The sequence below is a fragment of the Vulcanimicrobium alpinum genome (assembly GCF_027923555.1).
Taxonomy (GTDB): Bacteria; Vulcanimicrobiota; Vulcanimicrobiia; order Vulcanimicrobiales; family Vulcanimicrobiaceae; genus Vulcanimicrobium; species Vulcanimicrobium alpinum.
The window spans coordinates 187,493-206,568 of sequence record NZ_AP025523.1; the positions used below are offsets into that span (position 1 = coordinate 187,493).

The window sequence follows — 19,076 nt, forward strand, 5'->3', positions numbered from 1 at the left end:
GTTATCCGACCTTCAAGACGACGTGAGCGGGCATGTTCGGGGCGTACTCGATCCAGGTCACTTGGACTTTGCCTTGATACTCCCGCAGCGGCAGCGGATCGAGGCCGCGCAGCGCGGGGCCGGCTTCGTGCGTTCCGAGCACGCTGTACACCGAACCGTGGCAGGGGCAGATGAATTTTTTCTGCGCGGCGATCCAGGCGTAGCGGCAGCCGAGATGCGGGCAGAGCGGGCTGAAGACGACGAAGCCCATGTTGACCGCGTCGTACGGCAGCTTGGCGGAACCGTCGAAGAGTTCCGGCCGCGCCTTCTTCAGCTCGTCGTCGCTCGCGCGCACCGCCCAGACGAACTGCTCGTTGTCGGCGGCGCCGAAGTAGCCGTTCGTTTCGTGGACGTTGAACGTGACCTTGACCGGCGCGTCGGCGGTGGCTTTTTTCAGCGCGTTCGCCTGCTCCGGCGTCAGACCCGACCACTGATCGTTGGTCGCGTCGGCCGCGGGGATCAGCGAAGCGACGAGCGGGATCGTGAGGCTGATACCGATCACGCCGCCCAGCGCGATCACGGCGTTCGCCATGAAGGTGCGCCGGCTTTGTTCTTCGGGCGTCCCCGGTTCTTTGTACGCCTCTGCGTGAGCCATCTCTCTCTCCTCTGTGCTGGTGCCGCGAAATCCGCCCAACCGCATCGTAAGCGAACGCCCGGCCAAACTCGCGTACCTTCGTAGGAATCGCGATCCCGTTCCTTCGGACGGTGCGCGAAATTCGGCCATGACGGTAGACTGACGAGATGCCCTACGCGATCCTGGTCGTCGCCGCGATTCTTGTCGAACTCGCGGTGAATCTGCCGACCGGATCGCTCCCGCTGGCCTTGATCGCCGACGGCGTCGGCCCGACCGGGATCGCGGTCGTGGCCGCGATCGCCGCGCTCGCGCCGCTGCTCGGGAGCGTCCCGGTCGGCGGGCTCGTCGATCGCTTCGGGCGGGTGCGGGCGGTCCGGATCGCCGCGGTCGTCTCGGCGGCGGCGCTGCTCGCGCTGGCCTGGGTGCACGGACCGGCCGGAGCCGCGGGTGCGATGGCCCTGCGCAGCCTGGCGATCACGGCATTGGTCACCGCCGAGTTCGCCTACGCGAGCGCGATCGTGCGCGAGGACCGGGCCGTCTCCGCGGTCGCGACGCTCGGGATGGTCGGGAACCTCTCGCTCGCCGTCTCGCCGGCGCTCGGCGTGTGGCTGTGGCAGCACGGTGTCGGGCGCGAGCAGTTCGTCTGGGGCGCGCTCCCGGCGGGGCCTTGGGGCGGCGGTCCTGCTGTGGCTGCCAAAGCGCCACGACGTGCGGGTGAAGCGGTCGCGGCGGATCTTCATGCGCTCCGCATGGTTACCGGCGATGATGTTCCTGATCGGCGCGACGTTGGTCGGCGGCGTCAACGCCGCGCTCGCGGTCGTCACGCTGCACCAGCGTGGGATCGCCAACGCCGCGCTGCTGTTCACGGCGGTCGCCGCGACGACGTTTTGCCTGCGCTATCCCGCCGGACGGATGGTCGACCGCTTCGGACCGCGGCTCGTCGCGATCCCCACCGCGGCGTTTCACCTCGCGGGGTCGGCGCTGGCCGCGACGGCGCACAGCGATGCGATCGTCGTGATCTCCGGAATCTGCTCCGGGTGCGCGTGGTCGGCGATGGTCCCGGTCGGGATCGCGTTGCTGTTTGAGCGGAGTTCGCGCTCGACGCGCGGTGCGGCCATGGGCGCTTACAACCTCGCCTTCGCGATCGGCAGCGTCGGCGGGCGCTTCTCGCGACGATCACCTCGGCGCTACGCTTCGGCTACGCGCCGGCGGTCCTCGTCGCGGGGCTGGGGCCGGCGCTTGCGCTGCCGTGGGTGTTCGCGAACCGATCGGGAAGAGTGCGGACGTGAACGATCAGGACGTGCATCAATCGATTGAAAAGCTGGTCGCCGAAGAGCACGCGCTGCTCGAGAAGGGCGGCGCCATCACCGACGACGAGCGCAAGCGGCTCGGCGCGATCAACGTGCAGCTCGACCGCATGTGGGATCTGCTGCGCCAGCGGCGCGCGCGCGAAGAGTTCGGCCAGGACCCCAACAGCGCGCACGAGCGCAGCGCCGACACCGTCGAGAAGTATCTGCAGTAACGATCCTGCCGGGTCAGCGGGGCGCCGAGAAGCGGCGGCCGCGCGGCGGTTTGGGCGGTCGTTCGTCGGCGATTTCGACGGTGACGGTCTTCTCGGCGAGGACCGCGTGCTGCAGGGCTTCGATCGCCGCCGCGGCGAGGCGCCCGTTGGCCACGATAACGTAGGCGATCCCCTTGCGGCGCCGCGTGCGGCGGTCGCGCGGGAGCGCGATGCGTTCGGGATCGCAGCCGAACGGCGCGAACAGTTCCGCGATCTCCGTCGACGAGACGCCCTTGGCGATGTTGCGGACCAGCAGTCGGACCTCGGCGCTCGAGCGCATCGCGCACGCGTTCCCGGCGACGGACGCCGCGTCCTCGCACCGGCCCGCGCAGCGTCAGGACGAGCAGCTGACGGAGAGGTGCGCGTATTCCGGCGGCGCGGGCTGCGCCCACGCCGCGTGCTCGGGATGTTCGTCGAACGGCGCGCGCAGGACGTCGTAGACCGCGCGCACGACCGTATCGTCGCCGGCTTCGCAGGCTTCGATCGCCTGCTGGGCGACCCAATTCCGCAGGACGTACTTCGGGTTCACCGCGCGCATCGCGGCGTGCCGGAGATCGTCGCCGCGCGCGTCGGCCGCGGAGAGTGCCGCGTAGCGTGCGAACCACGCGCGTGAGGTCTCATCGTCGGCGGTCAGCGCGAGCGCGCGCGCGTCGTCGTGCGAGAGCGCGCGCCAGAAGCGGGTCCAGTCGACGCGCCGCGCGGCGAGCAGTTCGAGCAGATCGGGGAGCAGACGGCGCGCGTCGACGGAATCGGCGAGGCCGAGTTTCGCGACGAGCAGCGTCGCGTACGCGTCCCAGAACGCCGGTTCGTACGTCGCGAGGATCGCGGTGCGTTCGTCCTCGGCGATCAGCGTCGAGAGCGACTGCGCGAGCGCGTAGCAGTTCCACAGCCCGATCGTCGGCTGCCGGTCGAACGCGTAACGGCCGAGCGAATCGGTGTGATTGCAGATGAAGCCCGGATCGTACGCTTCGATGAAGCCGTACGGACCGTAGTCGAGGGTCAATCCGAGGATCGAGAAGTTGTCGGTGTTCATCACGCCGTGCGCGAATCCGACCGCCTGCCAATGCGCCATCAGCACGGCCGTGCGTTCGACGACCGATGCGAAGAAGCGCGCATAACGCGCGGCGCCGTCGAGCGCGGCGGCGGCGGGGAAGAAGCGCTCGACCGCGTAGTCGGCCAGCCGCCGGACCTCCGCGCGGCGGTCGCGGTAGTGAAAGATCTCGAACGAGCCGAAGCGCAGGAACGATGGCGCGAGCCGGATCACCGTCGCGGCGCGTTCGACGCGCTCACGCAGCACCGGTTCGCTCCCCGCCGTCATCGCGAGCGCGCGCGTCGTCGGCACGCCCAGCGCGTCCATCGCTTCGCTGGCGAGAAACTCGCGGACGGTGGAGCGGATGACGGCGCGGCCGTCGGCACCACGCGAGAACGCAGTCATCCCCGCGCCCTTGATCTGCAGTTCCCACGGTCCGGCGGTCTCGCCGAGCAGGATCGCACGGCCGTCGCCGAGCTGACCGGCCCACACGCCGAATTGGTGGCCGCCGTAGATCGAGGCGACCGGTTCCATCCCGCGCACGATCGCGTTCCCGCTAACGAGCGCGACGAACTCCGGCCGCTCGACCTCGCTCGAGCGCAGCGCGATCAGCTCCGCCGCGGCTGGGCTCCAGGCGACCAGGCGGGCGTCGGGGAGCCCGGCCGGCGTTCGCCGCTCCGCAAACGGTTCGCCGAGCGCCGCGAAGCTGTTGGAGAACGGAAGCTCTTCGAGAGTACGATCCGGCTGTGCGGCGATGGCCATCGCGCCGTACGACCGCCGGCGCCGCGGCGAGCGTTGCACGCAGGTCGCGGGCGCCAGCAGTTTCCAAGCGTTTCGGGGAACGATTGGCCGGTATGCGGCCATTCTTCCTTGGTTTTCTCATCGCACTCGCGCTCGTCGCGCTCGCGGCCTTCGGCGCGGTACAGACCGGCGCAGTCCCCGCGCGCGGCGACGAAAAGCCCGGCGCGCTCGAGAAGTGGGCGGCGCACACCTCGCTCAACGCGACAATAGCGCGCGAAGCGCCGAAGCCGCCGTACCCCTACGGTCCGCCCACCGGCGCCGACTTCGTCCATGCGGCGAACCTCTACGTGCAGAACTGCGCCGTCTGCCACGGGACCGCGAACAGCACGCCGACCGCGATCGCGCGCGGCTTTTCGATCGAGCCGCCGCAGTTCGGCAAGCACGGTGTCGCCGACGATCCCGAAGGCGAAACGTACTGGAAGATCGAGCACGGGATCCGCTTCACCGGGATGCCCGCGTACAATCAGTCGCTCGACGAGAAATCGATCTGGCAGCTGACATACTTCATGAAGCATCTTCCCGAATTGCCCGCAAACGCCAGGGCGATCTGGGAGGATCCGTCGCTCGCCGCCTCTGCGACGCCCGGACCCGTGCCTTCGCCCGGCGCAGAGGGCGGCCACGACCATGGGGCATCACCGCTGCCGTCGGGCGGTCCAACGTGATCGCATGGAAACGATCCTCGGTCTGATCTTCTCCTATCTCGTCTTCGTCACGCGGACGTGGCCGGCGACGCGGCTCGCCGTGCTCACCGACATCGCGCTCGCGCTGCTCTACGACTTCACGCCGCTGCGCCTGCATTTCGGCCCGCTGCTCACGATCGCGCTCTCCGCGACGCTGCTGCTCTGGATCGTGAACCTCGTCGTCGACCGCCGCGAACCCGCCAAGTCACGCTGAGCCCATTGAAGCGTCGCCGGCAGCGTGTACGCAGGCGGAGCGGAATCTGTCAAGGTGTTTGGTCCTGTTAGTCATCTGCTTTTTGTGAGCGCCTACACGGCGACCCCGTCGTGAGCGGGCGGATTTATCCACACCGCGGGCGGTAACACGATCCGCTTTGGCGATCCGCCGATGAATCGTTCCGGTTTGGCGCGGTAAGCCGCGAGCATCACGTCGTGTCTGGCGGCGAGCACGCGGTCCGCCTGGCCGTGATGCACCATTGCCGGCGTCAGCATCGCGATTCCGGAGTGCCGGTGCTCGTTGTTGTACCAGGTCATGAACTCACCAACGAAATCGTGCCCGTGCTCAAACGACCCAAATCGATCGGGGAATTCGGGATGGTACTTCAGCGTGCGGAACTGGGACTCCGAGAAGGGGTTATCGTCGCTAACGTGCGGACGGCTGTGCGAACGTACGACGCCGAGCTTGTCCATCAGGGCGCACACGGGTTGCGCCGTCATCTCCGCGCCGCGATCGGCGTGAACGATCGCGTGCCCGGGCTGGATGCCTTCACGTTCCAGCGTCTGCGCGATGAAGTGCCGTGCGAGTTCGGCGTTGGCCCGATGCACGAGCATCCAGCCGACGACAAACCGGCTGAAGATGTCGAGCATCACCAGCAGCGAGAACCACTCACCCGGGTGCGGGCCGCGCAGCTTCGTGATATCCCACGAGAAAACTTGACGCGGACCGGTGGCCACCAGTTCGGGCTTACGGTACTCCGGATGACGTGCAATACGGCGACGTTCGCGCACCTCCGCGTTTGCTCGCAGCAGGCGGTACATCGTGCTCACCGAGCACAGGTAGATACCTTCGTCCAGCAAGGTCGCGTGGATCGTCGCCGGCGCGCGATCGGCAAACCGCTCGCCATGCAGCACCGCGAGCACCTCAGCTTGCTCGTGTTCGCTCAGTGCTCTTCTCGAGCGCCGGCGCGAGATCACGGACGGAAGTCGTTCCGGCGTGCCGTTTAGGCGGCGCCGCAGCGTCGAGCGGCTGATGCCCGCTGCAGTGCACAACGCGCGCTGCGGAATCTCGTGGGCAAGTTCCAGCGCCGCACTCATTCTGCGTTCTCGTTCGTCTCGGGGCTCTCCAGATCGACGCCCAGGAGCCCCGCAAATTTTTTTTGGATATCGTTTATGAGCTCGGCGCGCGCCAACTGGCGACGGAGTTTCCGGTTTTCCCGCTCGAGTTCTTTGAGCCGCTGCGCAACCTCGTCGGCTTGCATTTTGGCTTTTGCACGTTGGCGCACCGCACCTGGATCGAGGTCGCCTTGATCGCGCTGCCTTCGCCAGGCATAGAGCTGCGATGAGTAAATACCTTCGCGCCGGAGAAACGCTCCGATCGTGCCGGCTGGACGCGCATCAGCCTCGCGCACGATGCGCAGCTTCTCGGCGGCGGAGAACCGACGTCGCTGAGGTTTTTGGGGTGAACTGGTTGCCTTGATTTCCGTTGAAACGGTTCCGTTCGAGGACTGCATCTGTTGCAGGACTTTCTCGCCCCCGCGTGCTTTGCATCGTTCCGGATGTTTTCCACAGTATCCCCGTTATCCACAGCTCTGCTGCTGCGACGAACGTTGTACAAAAAACTCCCTATGCTACCGGTACCACTCTATCTTGACACGGGGGGGAGCGCCGCGCTTGCTCGTGGCGAGAGCGGCGCTTCGACAGGCTCAGGTACTGTATCAGTTATCAAGCGCCGAAGCTGGGATTGAAGGCCCGTCCAATTGCGACGGTGCCCCATTCAATTGGCCAGCGCTGACCGTGAGTTGAATGTCGTTTGATTTTGTGGGTCTTCCGGTTTTGTAGTGGGCGGGCGAGAGGAAATCGGTCGGCCGTCGTAATGCTACGCCATGCGAGACACCGAATTCATCCGCGGGTTGCTGCGCGTCGAAGATCCTTGGGACGTGACCGAATCAAAGCTCGATCTCGAGCGAAATCGGGTCGATGTTCGGCTTGAATGGCAAGGCGCGGGTCGCTGTCCAAAATGCGATCGGGAGTGCCCCAAGCACGATCATCGCGAGCGCGTCTGGCGTGACCTCGATCTGGCCGGCGACCAACTTTTCTTGCACGCCTCCGTACCCCGGATCGATTGTCCCGAGCACGGCGTCACGACCGTTGCGATTCCCTGGTCAAGCGGTCGCACCGAGTTTACGTCGCGCTTCGAGCGTTTGGCGATCGCCCTCCTACTCGAGATGTCCGTCGCGGCGGTCGCGCGTCGCTTGGGCATCAGCTGGGAGCAAGTCGATTCCATTATGCTCCGGGCGGTCGAGCGCGGTAAGCAGCGGCGACTGCCACGTCTTGTGCGGCATCTCGGCATCGACGAGAAGGCCGTCAAAAAGCGGCATCGGTACTTCACGATCGTGTCCGACTTGGACCGCGGCGAGGTCCTGTGGGTCGGTCGCGGTCGCAAGCGCGAATCGATTGACGCTTTCTACGACGGCCTTTCGCACGAACAACTTCATGCCATTGAGGGCATCGCGATGGATATGTGGCAGCCGTACTTCGAGTCGACCGTAGCACACGTGCCCGATGCGGCACGGAAGATCGTCTTCGATAAGTACCACATCACGGCATATCTCACCAAAGCCGTCGATCTCACTCGTCGAGCGATGATGCGTGACAAGACGCTCGACCGAACGGCATTGAAAGGGACTAAGTATTCCTGGTTGCGCTCGTTTGCGAATCTCGACCGCGACGAACGACGTGATCTGAGCGCCTTGCGGAGCCAGTACAAACGCCTTGGCCGCGCGTGGTCGATGAAGGAGCACTTTACGGAGTTCTGGCGATATCGGCGTGAGTCCGCAGCGCGTCGTTTCTTTGCCGATTGGTACCGGTGGGCGACGCACTCTCAATTGCCCGAAATGATCAGCGTCGCGCGCACGCTCAAACGTCACTTTGCGAACATCATCACGTACATTCGCAAGCCGATCACCAATGCGGCAGCCGAGAGCCTCAACAGCAAGATCCAAATGATCAAATTCCGCGCGCGCGGCTATCGCAATGAGGGCCGATTTGCAGCGGCGATTCTATTCCACTGTGGTGGGCTCGACCTCTTGCCCGCCCACCCGAAGTCCTGAAGCGCCGATTTTGTAGGATAAACTCCGCCGACGTCAAGCCGTGGCTGGGTATGAGGACGCCGCTTGTTGTAATCCACACGCCAGGCCTCGACCGCCGTACGAGCGTGGAAATCGTCTCCCCATGTGTCAGGATGATGTGGTACCAGCTCCCTCGGAAAAGTTCTGTTAAGCTGGGGCTGTCAGGAGCATACCATGAACCCACCCTCAAACGGTTCGATCGTGTCCCCAGCCGTGGTGTACGAGCGGTGGCTCGGCGAGGGTAGCGCTCAGCCGTTAATCACGGCGGAGAGCTTGGCGGGCTGATTATCGCTGACGGCACTGAGTCCTTCGAGTTGCATGTAGCGCCGCTGCAGTTGCCATTCGTCGTTCTGTTCCAGTAGGAGCGCACCGACGAGGCGTACGATGGCAGCATCGTTCGGGAAGATACCGACGACATCGGTGCGCCGCTTGATCTCCGCGTTGACCCGTTCGAGCGGATTGGTTGAGGCGATCTGCTTGCGGTGCGCCTTGGGAAAGTCCATGTACGCGAGCACGTCGTTCTCGGCGTCGTCCATCATCGCCGCGAGCTTCGGGAACTTCTGCCGAAGCTGCTCGGAGACGATACGCCATTGCTCGTGCGCAGCTTCCGCTGTCTCTTGCGCGAATACCGTGTTGATCAACGCGAGGACCATCTGCCGTTGCCCTTTACCCGCATGTGCGAGCGCGTTTCGCATAAAATGCACGCGGCAGCGCTGCCACGTTGCTTTGAATACTTTCGCGATGGCCGCTTTCAGGCCGACATGCGAGTCGGAAATGACGAGCTTGACACCGCGCAATCCGCGGCGGCTCAAGCTGCGAAGAAAGTCGATCCAGAACGGCTCTGCTTCGCTCGGACCAACCGCGAGGCCCAACAATTCCCGTGTCCCATCGGTGTTTACGCCGACGGCCAGTATCACGGCGACCGAGACGATGCGTCCGCCGGAGCGCGTCTTCACGTACGTCGCGTCGATCCAAAGATAGGGCCAGTCGCCTTCGATCGGCCGGGTAAGAAATGCGTTCACGCGTTCGTCGATCTCTTCGCACAGCCGTGAGACCTGACTCTTGGAGATGCCTGTCATCCCCATCGCCTTGACGAGCTCGTCGACCGAGCGCGTGGAGATGCCCTGGATGTAGGCCTCTTGGATGACGGCGGTGAGCGCCTTCTCCGCCGTGCGGCGCGGCTCGAGGAACGCGGGGAAGTAGCTACCTTTGCGCAACTTGGGGATGCGCAGTCCGATCGTGCCGGAACGCGTCTCCCATTGGCGCTCGCGGAAGCCGTTGCGGGCGTTCTGTCGGCCGGGGCCGCGCTCGCCGTAGGGCAAGCCGCAGAGTTCCTCAACATCGATCTCCATGATCCGCTGCGCGGCGTACTGGAGCATCTCGCGAACGAAGTGGCCGAGTCCCTATAATTGATGTAAATTGAGCGGGCGGGTAGCCACCGCCCCGGTTCGAAGATTGACGTTGTTCAACACCTCAATCGAAAGGACCGAAACGGTGGCCGATTACGATCTTACCCTATCCCGCGACGCGATTCCAGCTTTGCTTGATCAGCCGGCGGCGCTCGGCAAACTCGTCGAAGTGATTCTCAACCAAGTGCTCGAGGCACAGATGCGCGATCATCTGGGCGCCGAGCGGTACGAACGCTGTCAAGAACGGGAGGGCTATCGGAATGGGTATCGCGATCGACAGCTCTCGACCCGCGTCGGATCGCTGGTCCTGCGCGTGCCGCAAACGCGCGACGGCAGCTTCTCAACCGACATCTTTGAGCGTTATCGCCGCAGCGAACAAGCCTTTGTCGTGGGCCTGATGGAGATGGTCGTCAACGGCGTCTCGACGCGGAAGGTCACGCGGATAACCGAAGGCCTCTGCGGGACGTCGTTTTCGAAATCGACGGTAAGTCGCCTTACGAAGGCACTCGACGAACCGGTCGCGGGATTCTTGAATCGCCGGCTCGACGCAGCGTACCCATTCATCATCGTTGACGCGCTCTTTACGAAGGTGCGCACCGACAAGAGCGTCGTCAGCAAAGCACTACTCATCGCGAGCGGCATTCGCGCTGACGGGTACCGCGAAATCCTTGGTCTTTCGATCGGCGATTCGGAGAGCTTTGCGACGTGGAACGAGTTCTTTCGCGGCCTCAAAGCGCGCGGCTTGCACGGCGTCGACGTTGCCGTCTCCGACAATCACTCGGGCTTACGCGAGGCGATCGCCAAGCAATTCGTCGGCGCGACGTGGCAGCGTTGCCAGTTCCACGTGATGAAGAACTTGCTCGATCACGCGCCCAAGAAAGAACGGGAAAACGTAACCGCTGCAGCTCGGCTGATCTTCCTCGCAACTGATCGCAAAGAGGCCGAGCGTCGATATGCGGAATTCATGGCCCGCTTCGCAGAAACGGCGCCCAAGTCGTGCGTGTGCTTGGAAGGAGCGTTCGAAGACATGCTTGCGATCTTGCCGCTGCCGGAGAAATATCGCCGGCGACTGCGCACGAGCAACATGCAAGAGCGGCTCAATGAAGAGATTCGTCGCCGGGAGAAAGTCATTCGCATCTTCCCAAACGACGCCGCGGCGATTCGCATGGTCGGCGCGCTACTCTCCGAGCAAAACGACGAATGGTTAGGCCGAGCCTACTTCGACATGACCGAATACTTCGAATGGAAAGCAACGACGGTGGCCAAGCCGGCCGCCGTAAAACGAGACAGACGAGCAGCCTAACTAACGCGATCGACGAACCGGAATTACAGCAGATTTGGGACTTGACTAACGAAGTCGACGTCGCCGCCCTTTTCGACGAGCTCGGAAAGTGCGATACTGGGTTTGGCCATCGTGGATCCCTTTCGGTCGGTTATTTGTTGCAAAAACAACCTTCGCCGAAAGCCACGATGGCCGCTCTCTATGCTACAAGGGCGACCCTCTCATACACCACGGGCCGGGACACGATCAACGGTGTTTCGCCGCCGTCGATTGAGCGTCGGCTCTCGATTGTCGAGACGCCGGTTCAGCGGCCGACGCGACGTCGCTTCTCGGTCGCCGAAAAGGCGCGTATTGTGAACGATGCTGATGCCTGCGAGTCGGGTACGGTCGGTGCGTTCTTGCGCCGCGAAGGCATCTACTCTTCGCAGCTGTACGCATGGCGCAAGGAGCGCGATCGCGGCGATTACGATCCAAAGGAAATTAAGGCCCGAGCTCTCGATCGTAAGGAAGCCGAATCGCTCAAGAAAATGAACCACGAGCAAGACATTGAGATACGCAGGTTGCAACGCAAGATCGCGCGCTTGGAGCTTCTCGAAGACATCCGAAAAAAAGCAGCGGGGCTCTTGAACATCGAGTACAAGAGCCCCAAGTTCGACGACCTGGACGACTGATCTGTAGAAGTCAGGATTTGATCTGACGGTTGTCGAATACCGGTGGTGAATCCTCCTGAGGAGCCATCCATGAACAGCGACCGAAAAGTCATCAAGGCGAAAGTGGGCCTACTCCAGCTCGGCAAGCAGCTCGGAAATGTGACTGAAGCCTGCCGCGTGATGGGTTACAGCCGTGATAGCTTCTACCGTTTCAAAGAGCTCTACGAGACGGGCGGCGATCTGGCCTTGGCCGAGATCACCAAGCGAAAGCCGAACCTCAAGAACCGCATTGCTCCCGAAGTCGAGGATGCGATTGTCGATCTTGCGATCGAGTTCCCTGCGTACGGTCAAGTGCGCGCAGCGAACGAGCTCGCCAAGCGTGGGATGCGTATGTCGCCGGCGGGACTTCGCGGGGTGTGGCTGCGACACGATCTTGAGACGATGAAGAAACGGCTCAAAGCGCTGGAAGCAAAGAGCGCCCAAGATGGGCTCGTCCTGACTGAGGCGCAAGTCGTCGCGCTGGAGCGTGCCAAGCTCGAGAAAGAAGCGCACGGCGAGTTCGAGAGTGAGTGCCCCGGCTACTGCGGCGCGCAGGACACCTTCTTCGTTGGGACGATGAAGGGCGTCGGCCGCATCTACCAGCAGACCTTCATCGACACCTATGCGAAGGTGGGCGTCGCGAAGCTCTATTTGGACAAGACACCAATCACTGCGGCCGACCTGCTCAACGATCGCGTGTTACCGCTATACGAAGAGTACGGGATTACGTTGCAACGGATCCTGACCGACCGCGGCACGGAGTTTTGCGGGCGTGAGGGACATCCGTACGAGCTCTACCTGGCGATCGAAGACATCGACCACACCCGAACGAAGGCACGCCATCCGCAGACCAACGGCATCGTCGAGCGTTTTCACAAAACGATGCTTGATGAGTTTTATCGGATCGCGTTTCGCAAGACGATCTACACGTCGCTCGAGCAACTGCAGCGGGACCTCGATGCGTGGACCGAGGAGTACAACACGCAGCGTCCGCATCAAGGACGCTGGTGCTACGGCAAGACGCCGATGCAGACATTCGTCGACAGTGTCTCCCTTGCGAAAGAGAAACAGATCGCTTAGACTGAAACCCAACCTATCTGACACTACCGCAAGATCGTACGACTGTCAGATCACATAGTAGCTAGTACAGCTTATGCGTTGCAGCCGCATCGCTTTGCCGCTGGCGCGCCAAAACTCGCAACAATTCCGAGCCAAGTCTGGATCAACGAGTCGAAGGCTGCCGACATCGCCGCATGACCAAGATGCTCACAAACTCCCGCAACCTGCTGGTATCAAATTACTTGACAAGTTCCGCATCACGCAGCGTATTTACTGCTCGCTCAGTGCCCAAAGCGAATGCCACGCCGTCGAACCTTGCCAATACGCACCTTTGGGAACACCTGATTCCTCACTGTCGATAACAGACCGCAGTGTCGTCGACCAGCAAGCGATGAAATTGAGAATGCTCGCGGTCGTTCGTGGCCGTTGCCCTGCTCAATCGTGCCGCCGTCGCGGGAACGAAGCTCCTCAGAATGGGGCTGACATCACGAGCCGTCGCTGCTAACCTGCGGCGGCCCCGTGCGTGCAGCTGAACCGCCTGCCGGCTCCATCGTCACGCCGATGTGATGAGTTCCAGCGAGAATGTTGCCGGGCACGACGAGAACTTCAAGGCCGCCGGAAGTGCGATGGAGCATCCCCGGCGAGCGGACTGTCTCGCGGCGCACCCAGACTTGGTAACCGCGGCCAGCCGGCGGCGGCGGAAGGCCATCGACCACGAAAGCCGTGCGTCGTCCCCCACTGCCGAGGAGCGCGGTGCCGTGCGCTGTCGCGCCGTTCAAAGCGATTTGAAGCGGACGGTCCGTGATCATCTGCACGACCGCAGTAAGATCACCATCGGAACCGACGTGCGAGGTCCAGGCGATGCCGCCGGCGAGCAAGAGGGATGCAGCGATTGCCGCGACCGCTGGCAACCGGCGAAAAAACATCGCCCCCACACGCGGCACGCGCGGCGGAGCGTTAACCGGAAGCGTGCGAAACGCGCGCAAGACATTGGCGTACGAAGCGACGCCGTCTCGGCACGGGGAGCAGTCGCGACAGTGCGCTTCGAACACCTGCGATTCACCGGATTCCAGGGCGCCGAGCACGTAGGCTTCGAGATCATCGTGCACTTGGTTCATGCCGGATCACCCGCCGGTGCCTCCAACGACCGCCGCAGGTGGCGCATAGCGAGCCGCACGCGGCTCTTGACCGTACCTAACGGAGTGCCCGTCGCCTCGGCGATCTCACTTTGCGTTAACCCGCCAAAATAGGCAAGTTCCACAACGGCACGCTGCTCGGCGCCGAGTGAATCGAGCGCGGTTCGAATATCGTGCTGCTCTTGGCGCTCCATAACGATGTCCTCGGGCCCGGCCGCGCCGGACGGAAAATGCTCGTGAATCGGTCCGCTCACGCGTCGCGCGTCACGCCGGCGAATGCGGTCAATCGCCGCATTGCGCCCGATGATCACTAGCCACGCGCGCACCGAGCGCCCGCGCTGTTCGAACGAACCGGCGCATCTCCATAACGCCATGAACGCAGACTGTGTGGCGTCGTCCGCGTCAACGCGGTCGGCGACCACACGAGCGGCGACGGCCGAAACTGCACTCGCGTGGCGCCGGTACAGTTCCTCGAATGCGTCGGCGTGTTTTTCTCCGACGAGGCGCACGAGCGCCTCATCGGAGAGTTCCGCTACTTCTTGGCGGTAAGATCGCCGCAAGCGACGTACGTCGGAATGTCGGTCGTGGACTTGTGGACGTTCACCGCGAAGCCCCCGCCTATCAGTTGTGCGATCGGGACGTCGACCATCGAGGTTGACGTGCCATCGACCACGACTACGAGCGGATACTTGGGCTTCGGATTGAGCTTCGCGCACGAGCCCTCGTGGATGTGCGCAGGCTGCGGGACGTCGGTCGGCGCATTGGCGAGCGCAACCACGACGCGCGTCTTATCGCCGATCGGTGTGAGCGTGACGGTTCCAAGCTCACCGGACGCATTTTGCGTCGCGATCGCGTAGACGCGGGTGGGGCCGTCGGCGGCGAAAGCCGGGGCGGCAGCGATTAACAGCGCGCCGGCCGCGGCCGCGGCAAGCATCTTAGAATTCAGCAAGAAAGCCTCCGGAAAAGAGATTGATGCTTCCTGAACGCGGCGGCTGGCGTCTCGGATCACAAACACGGCGGCATTCTTCCGATCGGCGCTCTCCCCCGCGCCTCTCGCTGCGTTCTCTCCATCCCGAAGAAGAGAGCGTCGCGCTGACCTTGCCCCGGATGTCAGGCCGCGGATAACCGTGAGTTTGGTGTAGTGCGATATTTGGACCGACGACGATCACTCGGCCGCATCGAGTCGTACGTGATGCAAAGCGCGCCGAAGCAGCCTGTCTCCTATCGTTTCCTCCCCTGACGACGCTCCCAGGCTCGCGTTTGCCCTTGTCCTCGCGATCGCCGCGACGGGCGGCAGCCGCTTTTTGCCGATCGTAGGCGGTCCTTTGCTCGCGATCCCATTCGCCGCGATCGACCGAGCATGTCTCGCCGCCCGCTCGGCACGAGCGGAGCATCCGATATGCGGCGAAGCAGATTTTGCATCCGCGATACCGATTCCGGATTCGGGCTTTCGATCGTCAGCGTGGTCCGCTCAGGTATCGGGACGCTTCCGGTTATGCTCGCGACAGTTGTGATAGCGCCGATATTGGCGCCGCAATTGGGTCGCCTGCTCTGTCTGGACGGCGGGCGTTCGCCGTTTCTACGCGACGAACGGCGTTGTGCTTGATCGTGTCCCGCATTCTTGACGCTACCGCGGAAGGCGACTGGCCGTATCTGTGGATCGACGCGACGTACGTAAAAGTTCGTCAGGCGGGCCGCATCGTTTCGGTTGCGTTAATATGTGTTAACCGACACTTCGTCTGACAGTCCGCTCGGTTTATCCGGCTAGTTGTCAGATGGTTCGCAGCTGTTAGGCCGCATGCTTTTCTCGCGCAATCGCGAGGCTGTCTACGATCTCCATGGGAGCCTTCACATAGCACCAGCGACCTTGATGTTCGCGTCTTCGTTCTTCGCAAGCGGTTGAAAACCGTCCTCAGGTCAGACCCGCCTGCCCGGACAACATATCAGCGTGACATTACATCTTGTACGAGTGCAGGCCGCTGATCCAGATGTTCACGCCGAGATAGCAGAAGACGATCGAGGCGAAGCCGATCACGCTGACCCAGGCGGTGCGCGTTCCGCGCCATTCCGGACGCGTGTGCAGATGCATGTACATCGCGTACACGATCCACGAAGCGAGCGCCGCGGTCTCCTTCGGATCCCATTGCCAGTAGGCGCCCCACGCCTCTTTCGCCCACATCGCGCCGGTGATGATCCCGAGCGAGAGCAGCGGCAGTCCGACCGCGACGATGCGGTACTGCATCACGTCGAGCCGCGCGAGTGACGGCAAACCGGCCAGCCATTGCGCGAGCGCATCGCCCGCGCCGGCGGCCGGCGCGATCGCCGGCGTATCGATCCGCGTCACGCCCGGCGTTGCCGCGTTCGCCGCGACGCTCGCCGACGACGATGCCGGCAGCGTGACGCCGACGGTCCCGCCGCCGGGCGCGGCCGCGACCGCGCGCAGCGTCGCGCCGTGGCGCGCGTACCGCTGTTCCGCGTAGGCTTTGAGCAGGTAGATCAGCGAGACGCAGAACGCGACCATGAACGATGCGTACGACGCGATCACGATCGGGACGTGGATCTTGATCCAGTACGACTGCAGTGCGGGCACCGCCGGCATGTAGCCTTCGTTCCAGGTCGTCGCGTAGCCGAGCGCGATCGCCGCGAGCGCGAGTACCGGGCCCCCGACGAACGCAAGGTCGTAGCGGAACGCGAACACGAGAAACACCAGCACCGCGACCGCGCTGAAGAGCGAGAGCGATCCGTAGAGGTTGGTGAGCGGCCAGATCCCCGTCATCCACCAGCGCGCGCCGAGTTCGGCGAACTGGGCGGCGCAGCCAGCGATTGCGAGCGGAAGCCCGATCGTTCGCAGCACGGGCGTGCGCAGCAGGAAGTAGCCGAGCAGGACGAATGCGCCGGTGACGTAGGCGGCGATCCCGATGACGAGCAGTCCTTGATCGAGCGTCTGACGGAACGGGTCCATAGGTCTCCTTATACGCCGCCGAGGACGGTTTCGGCCGTGACTTCGGTGGCCGGACCGGCTCCGCGCTCGGTCCGCGTGAGCGCCTCGACGATCTCGCGGAAGCGGTCCTCGAAGACATCGTAGCCCTTGACGGTCGTCGCCGCCAGGCCGACCTCGGTCGCGCCGTCGACGGCCCGCGCCGTCACGAACAGCCGCGCGGGGAGGAAGTAGAACGAGATGCACAGCCCGGCGAGCAGGACGAACGCGCCCAGGCCAACGATCGGGATCCCCGGATCGTAGCGATACTGGAAGCCGGAGTAGAGCACGTAGCGCGCCGGCGTGAGCGCGTAGCCGGCCCCCAGATCCAGGGGCTGGCCTAGCGCGACCAGCGCGCTGCCGACGGGACGATCGCCGTCGTATGCCTGGATGACGATCCCGGGGTCGTTCGGACGCGGATCGGCCGCGGGCTGACCGCTGGCGCGGTCGATCGTGCCGACGAAGCGCGTGTATTGGATCGCGCGCGACGTGCCGCCAATCGGAAACCCTTCGCCTTCCTTGAGCGGGTGATCGGGGCCGCCCGGGACCGGCTTGCCGTCCTTCGTCAGCCGGAAATCGATCGCGAAGCCGTACGATGCCTGATAGATCAGCGTGCCGTCGATGTCGTAGGGCTGGTTGACGCGAATTACCGCGTCGTGGACGCGGCCGTCGCGGCCGGTCACCTTCGCGTTGGAGACGTAGTCGATCGGCTGGTAGACGATCCCGGACTTCGTGCGCACCGGATCGATGCGATAGGCGAAACGCTGCAGCGCGATCCTCGCGCCGTTCTCCGGGATCGTCGCGGTCTGTCCACTGAGCACCGCGAACTGGCCGCTGTAGCCCTTCGCCCAGTAGATCGTCGTTCCGATCGCGATGACGACGAAGCCGACGTGCGCGACGAGAACGCCGCGCCGTGCCCAATTGTTCTTATCGGCGAACGTCCACTCGGTGCCGCCGAACTCGCGCTTGCGCACCTGCCAGCCGCGCGCCCCGAAGAACGCCGCCAGCCGCTCGCGGACCACGTCGACGTCGCCGGGGACGCGCAGCGTCGCGTGCAGCGGGATCTTCTCGACCTTCACCGGAGCCAGCCGCGGGATCCGCCGCGGGATCACCTTGGTGAACGTCGCGGCCGTCATCGAGCACAGGATGAGGCCCAGTACGCCGATGTACGCCGCGCTGTGGTAGATGTTCGCGAGGTCGAGCCGCGCGATGAGCCGCGCGAGCGGCGGCGCGTAGTTGGCCGCATAGAACGACGGATCTTTCCCCTGCTCGATCACCACGCCGATCAGCGTCAAGAGCGCCCAGATCCCGAGCAGCGAGACGCCGAACGTCACGTTGGCGAACAGCGCGACGAGCTCGTTCCAGCCCTCGCGCAACGGCCGCAGCGCGCCCAGCGCTACGCCTCCGCTTCGCGCTTCCACCGCCCCTCCATGAACACGATGAGCCAGATCGCCGCTTCGAACAGCACGTACATCGGCGTCGCGATCAGCATCATCGTTGCGGGGTTGCCGTCGGGCGCGAGCACGCCGCCGGTCACGAGCATTCCGAAGATGATGTATCGCCGATAGGTGCGCAGCATCGTGCTGTTGACCAGACCGATGCGCGCCAGCAGCAGCATTACCACCGGCGTCTGGAAGACGAGCGCGAATGCGAGGAACAGCAGCAGAACGAAATTGATCGTCGACTCGATGCCGAACGTCGGATCGGCGATCGAGCTGGTGATCCCGATCAGCGCGCTCACCACGCGCGGGATCACGAAGACGTGCGCGAACGCGACCCCGGCGAGCGCCAAGCCGAACGACGGCGCGATGTACGAGTACACCGCTCGGCGCGTCTTCGGGTGGACCGCCGGCACGACGAACATCCAGATCTGATACAGCAGCATCGGCAGGCCGAGCACGATCGCGCCGTAGATCGCAAACTTGAAGATTGCCCACACCGCGTCGGTCGGCCCAAAGGCGTGCAGGACGACTTTGTCACCGAAATAGAGGCGCGTCAGGGGGCGGATCGCCTGCTGTGCGGGCCACAGCAGGAGCACGGCCAGGCCGAGCACGGTCGCGACGCAGATCGCCAGCCGGTTCCGGAGCTCCCGCAGGTGCTCCGTGAACGGCATCTCCTTCTGGTCCCACTCCGCGTCCGGCTCGCGCGCGCCGACCGGGCGCTCGGCGAGCACGCGCTACGCGCGGGGCGGGGCGACTGAGGTCGGGCCGGGCGCGCCGGTCTGCGGGTCGGGGACGACGGTCGGCTGACCGACCCCGTTCACGCTGGTCGCCGCTTCGGCCGCGTGGACCTCGCCCTCGACGCGGCGGCGCGCTTCGTCGCGGGCGCGCTCGGCGGCGAGATCCGCCTCGGCCTGACCGACCAGGAACTCTTTCTTGGCCTGTCCGGCGCTGCGCGCCAGTTTCGGCAGCTTGTCGACGCCGAAGAGCAGAATCGCCGCGCCGGCGATGAGCATGATTTCCGTGGTTCCGAGCATGGGATTCTCCGGATAAACG

At 64.2% G+C, this 19,076-nt stretch carries 20 protein-coding genes and 3 pseudogenes; 9 read left to right on the top strand and 14 right to left on the bottom strand.

Annotated features, from left to right (window positions below):
* Position 1: 1 nt before the first annotated feature.
* Entirely contained in the window at positions 2-634 is a 633-nt protein-coding gene (locus WPS_RS00880; protein ID WP_317995986.1) for a Rieske (2Fe-2S) protein, read from the bottom strand.
* Between the two features lie 146 nt (positions 635-780).
* Here WPS_RS00880 and WPS_RS18025 point away from each other — a divergent pair.
* The 3 genes and pseudogenes from WPS_RS18025 to WPS_RS00890 form a co-directional block, all read left to right on the top strand.
* Positions 781-1,221, top strand: a pseudogene (locus tag WPS_RS18025) (MFS transporter); the annotation flags it as partial.
* A 157-nt stretch (positions 1,222-1,378) separates the two neighbouring features.
* The gene (locus WPS_RS18030; RefSeq protein ID WP_405054980.1) at positions 1,379-1,930 is read left to right on the top strand and encodes an MFS transporter; all 552 of its coding nucleotides are present in this window, start codon (positions 1,379-1,381) and stop codon (positions 1,928-1,930) included.
* Positions 1,899-2,135, top strand: coding sequence for a DUF2630 family protein (locus WPS_RS00890; protein ID WP_317995988.1), 237 nt, complete (start codon positions 1,899-1,901; stop codon positions 2,133-2,135). Before WPS_RS18030 ends, WPS_RS00890 begins: the two co-directional genes overlap by 32 nt.
* 13 nt (positions 2,136-2,148) lie before the next feature.
* Here the strand turns inward: WPS_RS00890 and WPS_RS00895 are convergent, their stop codons facing one another.
* Both WPS_RS00895 and WPS_RS00900 read right to left on the bottom strand, forming a co-directional pair.
* Complete coding sequence (locus WPS_RS00895) at positions 2,149-2,454, bottom strand: RNA recognition motif domain-containing protein (protein ID WP_317995989.1); 306 nt, start codon at positions 2,452-2,454, stop codon at positions 2,149-2,151.
* 54 nt (positions 2,455-2,508) lie between these two features.
* Positions 2,509-3,966: a protein adenylyltransferase SelO gene (locus WPS_RS00900; protein ID WP_317995990.1), complete on the bottom strand. Its 1,458-nt coding sequence runs from the start codon at positions 3,964-3,966 to the stop codon at positions 2,509-2,511.
* A gap of 92 nt (positions 3,967-4,058) precedes the next feature.
* On the opposite strand from WPS_RS00900, the gene WPS_RS00905 reads away from it, so the two are divergent.
* On the top strand, positions 4,059-4,667 hold the full coding sequence (locus tag WPS_RS00905; protein ID WP_317995991.1) for a c-type cytochrome: 609 nt from the start codon (positions 4,059-4,061) through the stop codon (positions 4,665-4,667).
* 4 nt (positions 4,668-4,671) lie between these two features.
* Positions 4,672-4,899 carry a hypothetical protein gene (locus WPS_RS00910; RefSeq protein WP_317995992.1) on the top strand — a complete coding sequence of 76 codons (228 nt, stop codon included), beginning with the start codon at positions 4,672-4,674 and terminating at the stop codon, positions 4,897-4,899.
* A gap of 92 nt (positions 4,900-4,991) precedes the next feature.
* Here WPS_RS00910 and WPS_RS00915 read toward each other — a convergent pair whose 3' ends face one another.
* Both WPS_RS00915 and WPS_RS00920 read right to left on the bottom strand, forming a co-directional pair.
* Positions 4,992-5,996: an IS3 family transposase gene (locus tag WPS_RS00915; RefSeq protein ID WP_317994493.1), complete on the bottom strand. Its 1,005-nt coding sequence runs from the start codon at positions 5,994-5,996 to the stop codon at positions 4,992-4,994.
* Positions 5,993-6,412: a transposase gene (locus tag WPS_RS00920; protein WP_317994494.1), complete on the bottom strand. Its 420-nt coding sequence runs from the start codon at positions 6,410-6,412 to the stop codon at positions 5,993-5,995. Before WPS_RS00920 ends, WPS_RS00915 begins: the two co-directional genes overlap by 4 nt.
* A gap of 372 nt (positions 6,413-6,784) precedes the next feature.
* Between WPS_RS00920 and WPS_RS00925 the strand changes: the two genes are divergently transcribed.
* Positions 6,785-8,011 (top strand): ISL3 family transposase, encoded by a 1,227-nt coding sequence (locus WPS_RS00925; RefSeq protein ID WP_317994728.1) that lies wholly within the window; start codon positions 6,785-6,787, stop codon positions 8,009-8,011.
* Here WPS_RS00925 and WPS_RS18035 read toward each other — a convergent pair.
* Together WPS_RS18035 and WPS_RS00930 are read right to left on the bottom strand one after the other, a co-directional pair.
* A pseudogene (locus WPS_RS18035) lies at positions 7,927-8,115 on the bottom strand (hypothetical protein); the annotation flags it as partial. The gene WPS_RS00925 and the pseudogene WPS_RS18035 overlap by 85 nt on opposite strands.
* Positions 8,116-8,277: 162 nt before the next feature.
* Positions 8,278-9,420: pseudogene (locus tag WPS_RS00930) on the bottom strand (IS256 family transposase); the annotation flags it as partial.
* A 103-nt stretch (positions 9,421-9,523) separates the two neighbouring features.
* On the opposite strand from WPS_RS00930, the gene WPS_RS00935 reads away from it, so the two are divergent.
* The 3 genes from WPS_RS00935 (at position 9,524) to WPS_RS00945 (ending at position 12,489) form a co-directional block, all read left to right on the top strand.
* A complete protein-coding gene (locus WPS_RS00935; RefSeq protein WP_317995993.1) occupies positions 9,524-10,741 on the top strand; it encodes an IS256 family transposase in 1,218 nt (405 codons plus the stop codon).
* Positions 10,742-10,908: 167 nt separating this feature from the next.
* Positions 10,909-11,391, top strand: a complete 483-nt coding sequence (locus tag WPS_RS00940; protein WP_422665025.1) for a transposase — start codon at positions 10,909-10,911, stop codon at positions 11,389-11,391.
* Positions 11,392-11,460: 69 nt separating this feature from the next.
* Positions 11,461-12,489 (top strand): IS481 family transposase, encoded by a 1,029-nt coding sequence (locus WPS_RS00945; protein ID WP_317995781.1) that lies wholly within the window; start codon positions 11,461-11,463, stop codon positions 12,487-12,489.
* Positions 12,490-12,953: 464 nt separating this feature from the next.
* Here WPS_RS00945 and WPS_RS00950 read toward each other — a convergent pair whose 3' ends face one another.
* The 7 genes from WPS_RS00950 to WPS_RS00985 all read right to left on the bottom strand — a co-directional run bounded on the left by WPS_RS00950 (position 12,954) and on the right by WPS_RS00985 (position 19,057).
* A complete protein-coding gene (locus WPS_RS00950) occupies positions 12,954-13,586 on the bottom strand; it encodes an anti-sigma factor (protein WP_317995995.1) in 633 nt (210 codons plus the stop codon).
* Complete coding sequence (locus tag WPS_RS00955) at positions 13,583-14,164, bottom strand: RNA polymerase sigma factor (RefSeq protein WP_317995996.1); 582 nt, start codon at positions 14,162-14,164, stop codon at positions 13,583-13,585. The genes WPS_RS00950 and WPS_RS00955 overlap by 4 nt, the downstream gene beginning before the upstream one ends.
* Positions 14,137-14,553, bottom strand: coding sequence for a hypothetical protein (locus WPS_RS00960; protein ID WP_317995997.1), 417 nt, complete (start codon positions 14,551-14,553; stop codon positions 14,137-14,139). The genes WPS_RS00955 and WPS_RS00960 overlap by 28 nt, the downstream gene beginning before the upstream one ends.
* Before the next feature lie 1,005 nt (positions 14,554-15,558).
* Positions 15,559-16,566, bottom strand: coding sequence for a c-type cytochrome biogenesis protein CcsB (ccsB, locus tag WPS_RS00970; RefSeq protein WP_317995998.1), 1,008 nt, complete (start codon positions 16,564-16,566; stop codon positions 15,559-15,561).
* Positions 16,567-16,574: 8 nt separating this feature from the next.
* Entirely contained in the window at positions 16,575-18,002 is a 1,428-nt protein-coding gene (locus WPS_RS00975) for a cytochrome c biogenesis ResB family protein (protein ID WP_317995999.1), read from the bottom strand.
* Positions 17,978-18,754, bottom strand: a complete 777-nt coding sequence (tatC, locus tag WPS_RS00980) for a twin-arginine translocase subunit TatC (protein WP_317996000.1) — start codon at positions 18,752-18,754, stop codon at positions 17,978-17,980. The genes WPS_RS00975 and tatC overlap by 25 nt, the downstream gene beginning before the upstream one ends.
* A gap of 3 nt (positions 18,755-18,757) precedes the next feature.
* On the bottom strand, positions 18,758-19,057 hold the full coding sequence (locus WPS_RS00985; RefSeq protein WP_317996001.1) for a Sec-independent protein translocase subunit TatA/TatB: 300 nt from the start codon (positions 19,055-19,057) through the stop codon (positions 18,758-18,760).
* Positions 19,058-19,076 lie beyond the last annotated feature (19 nt).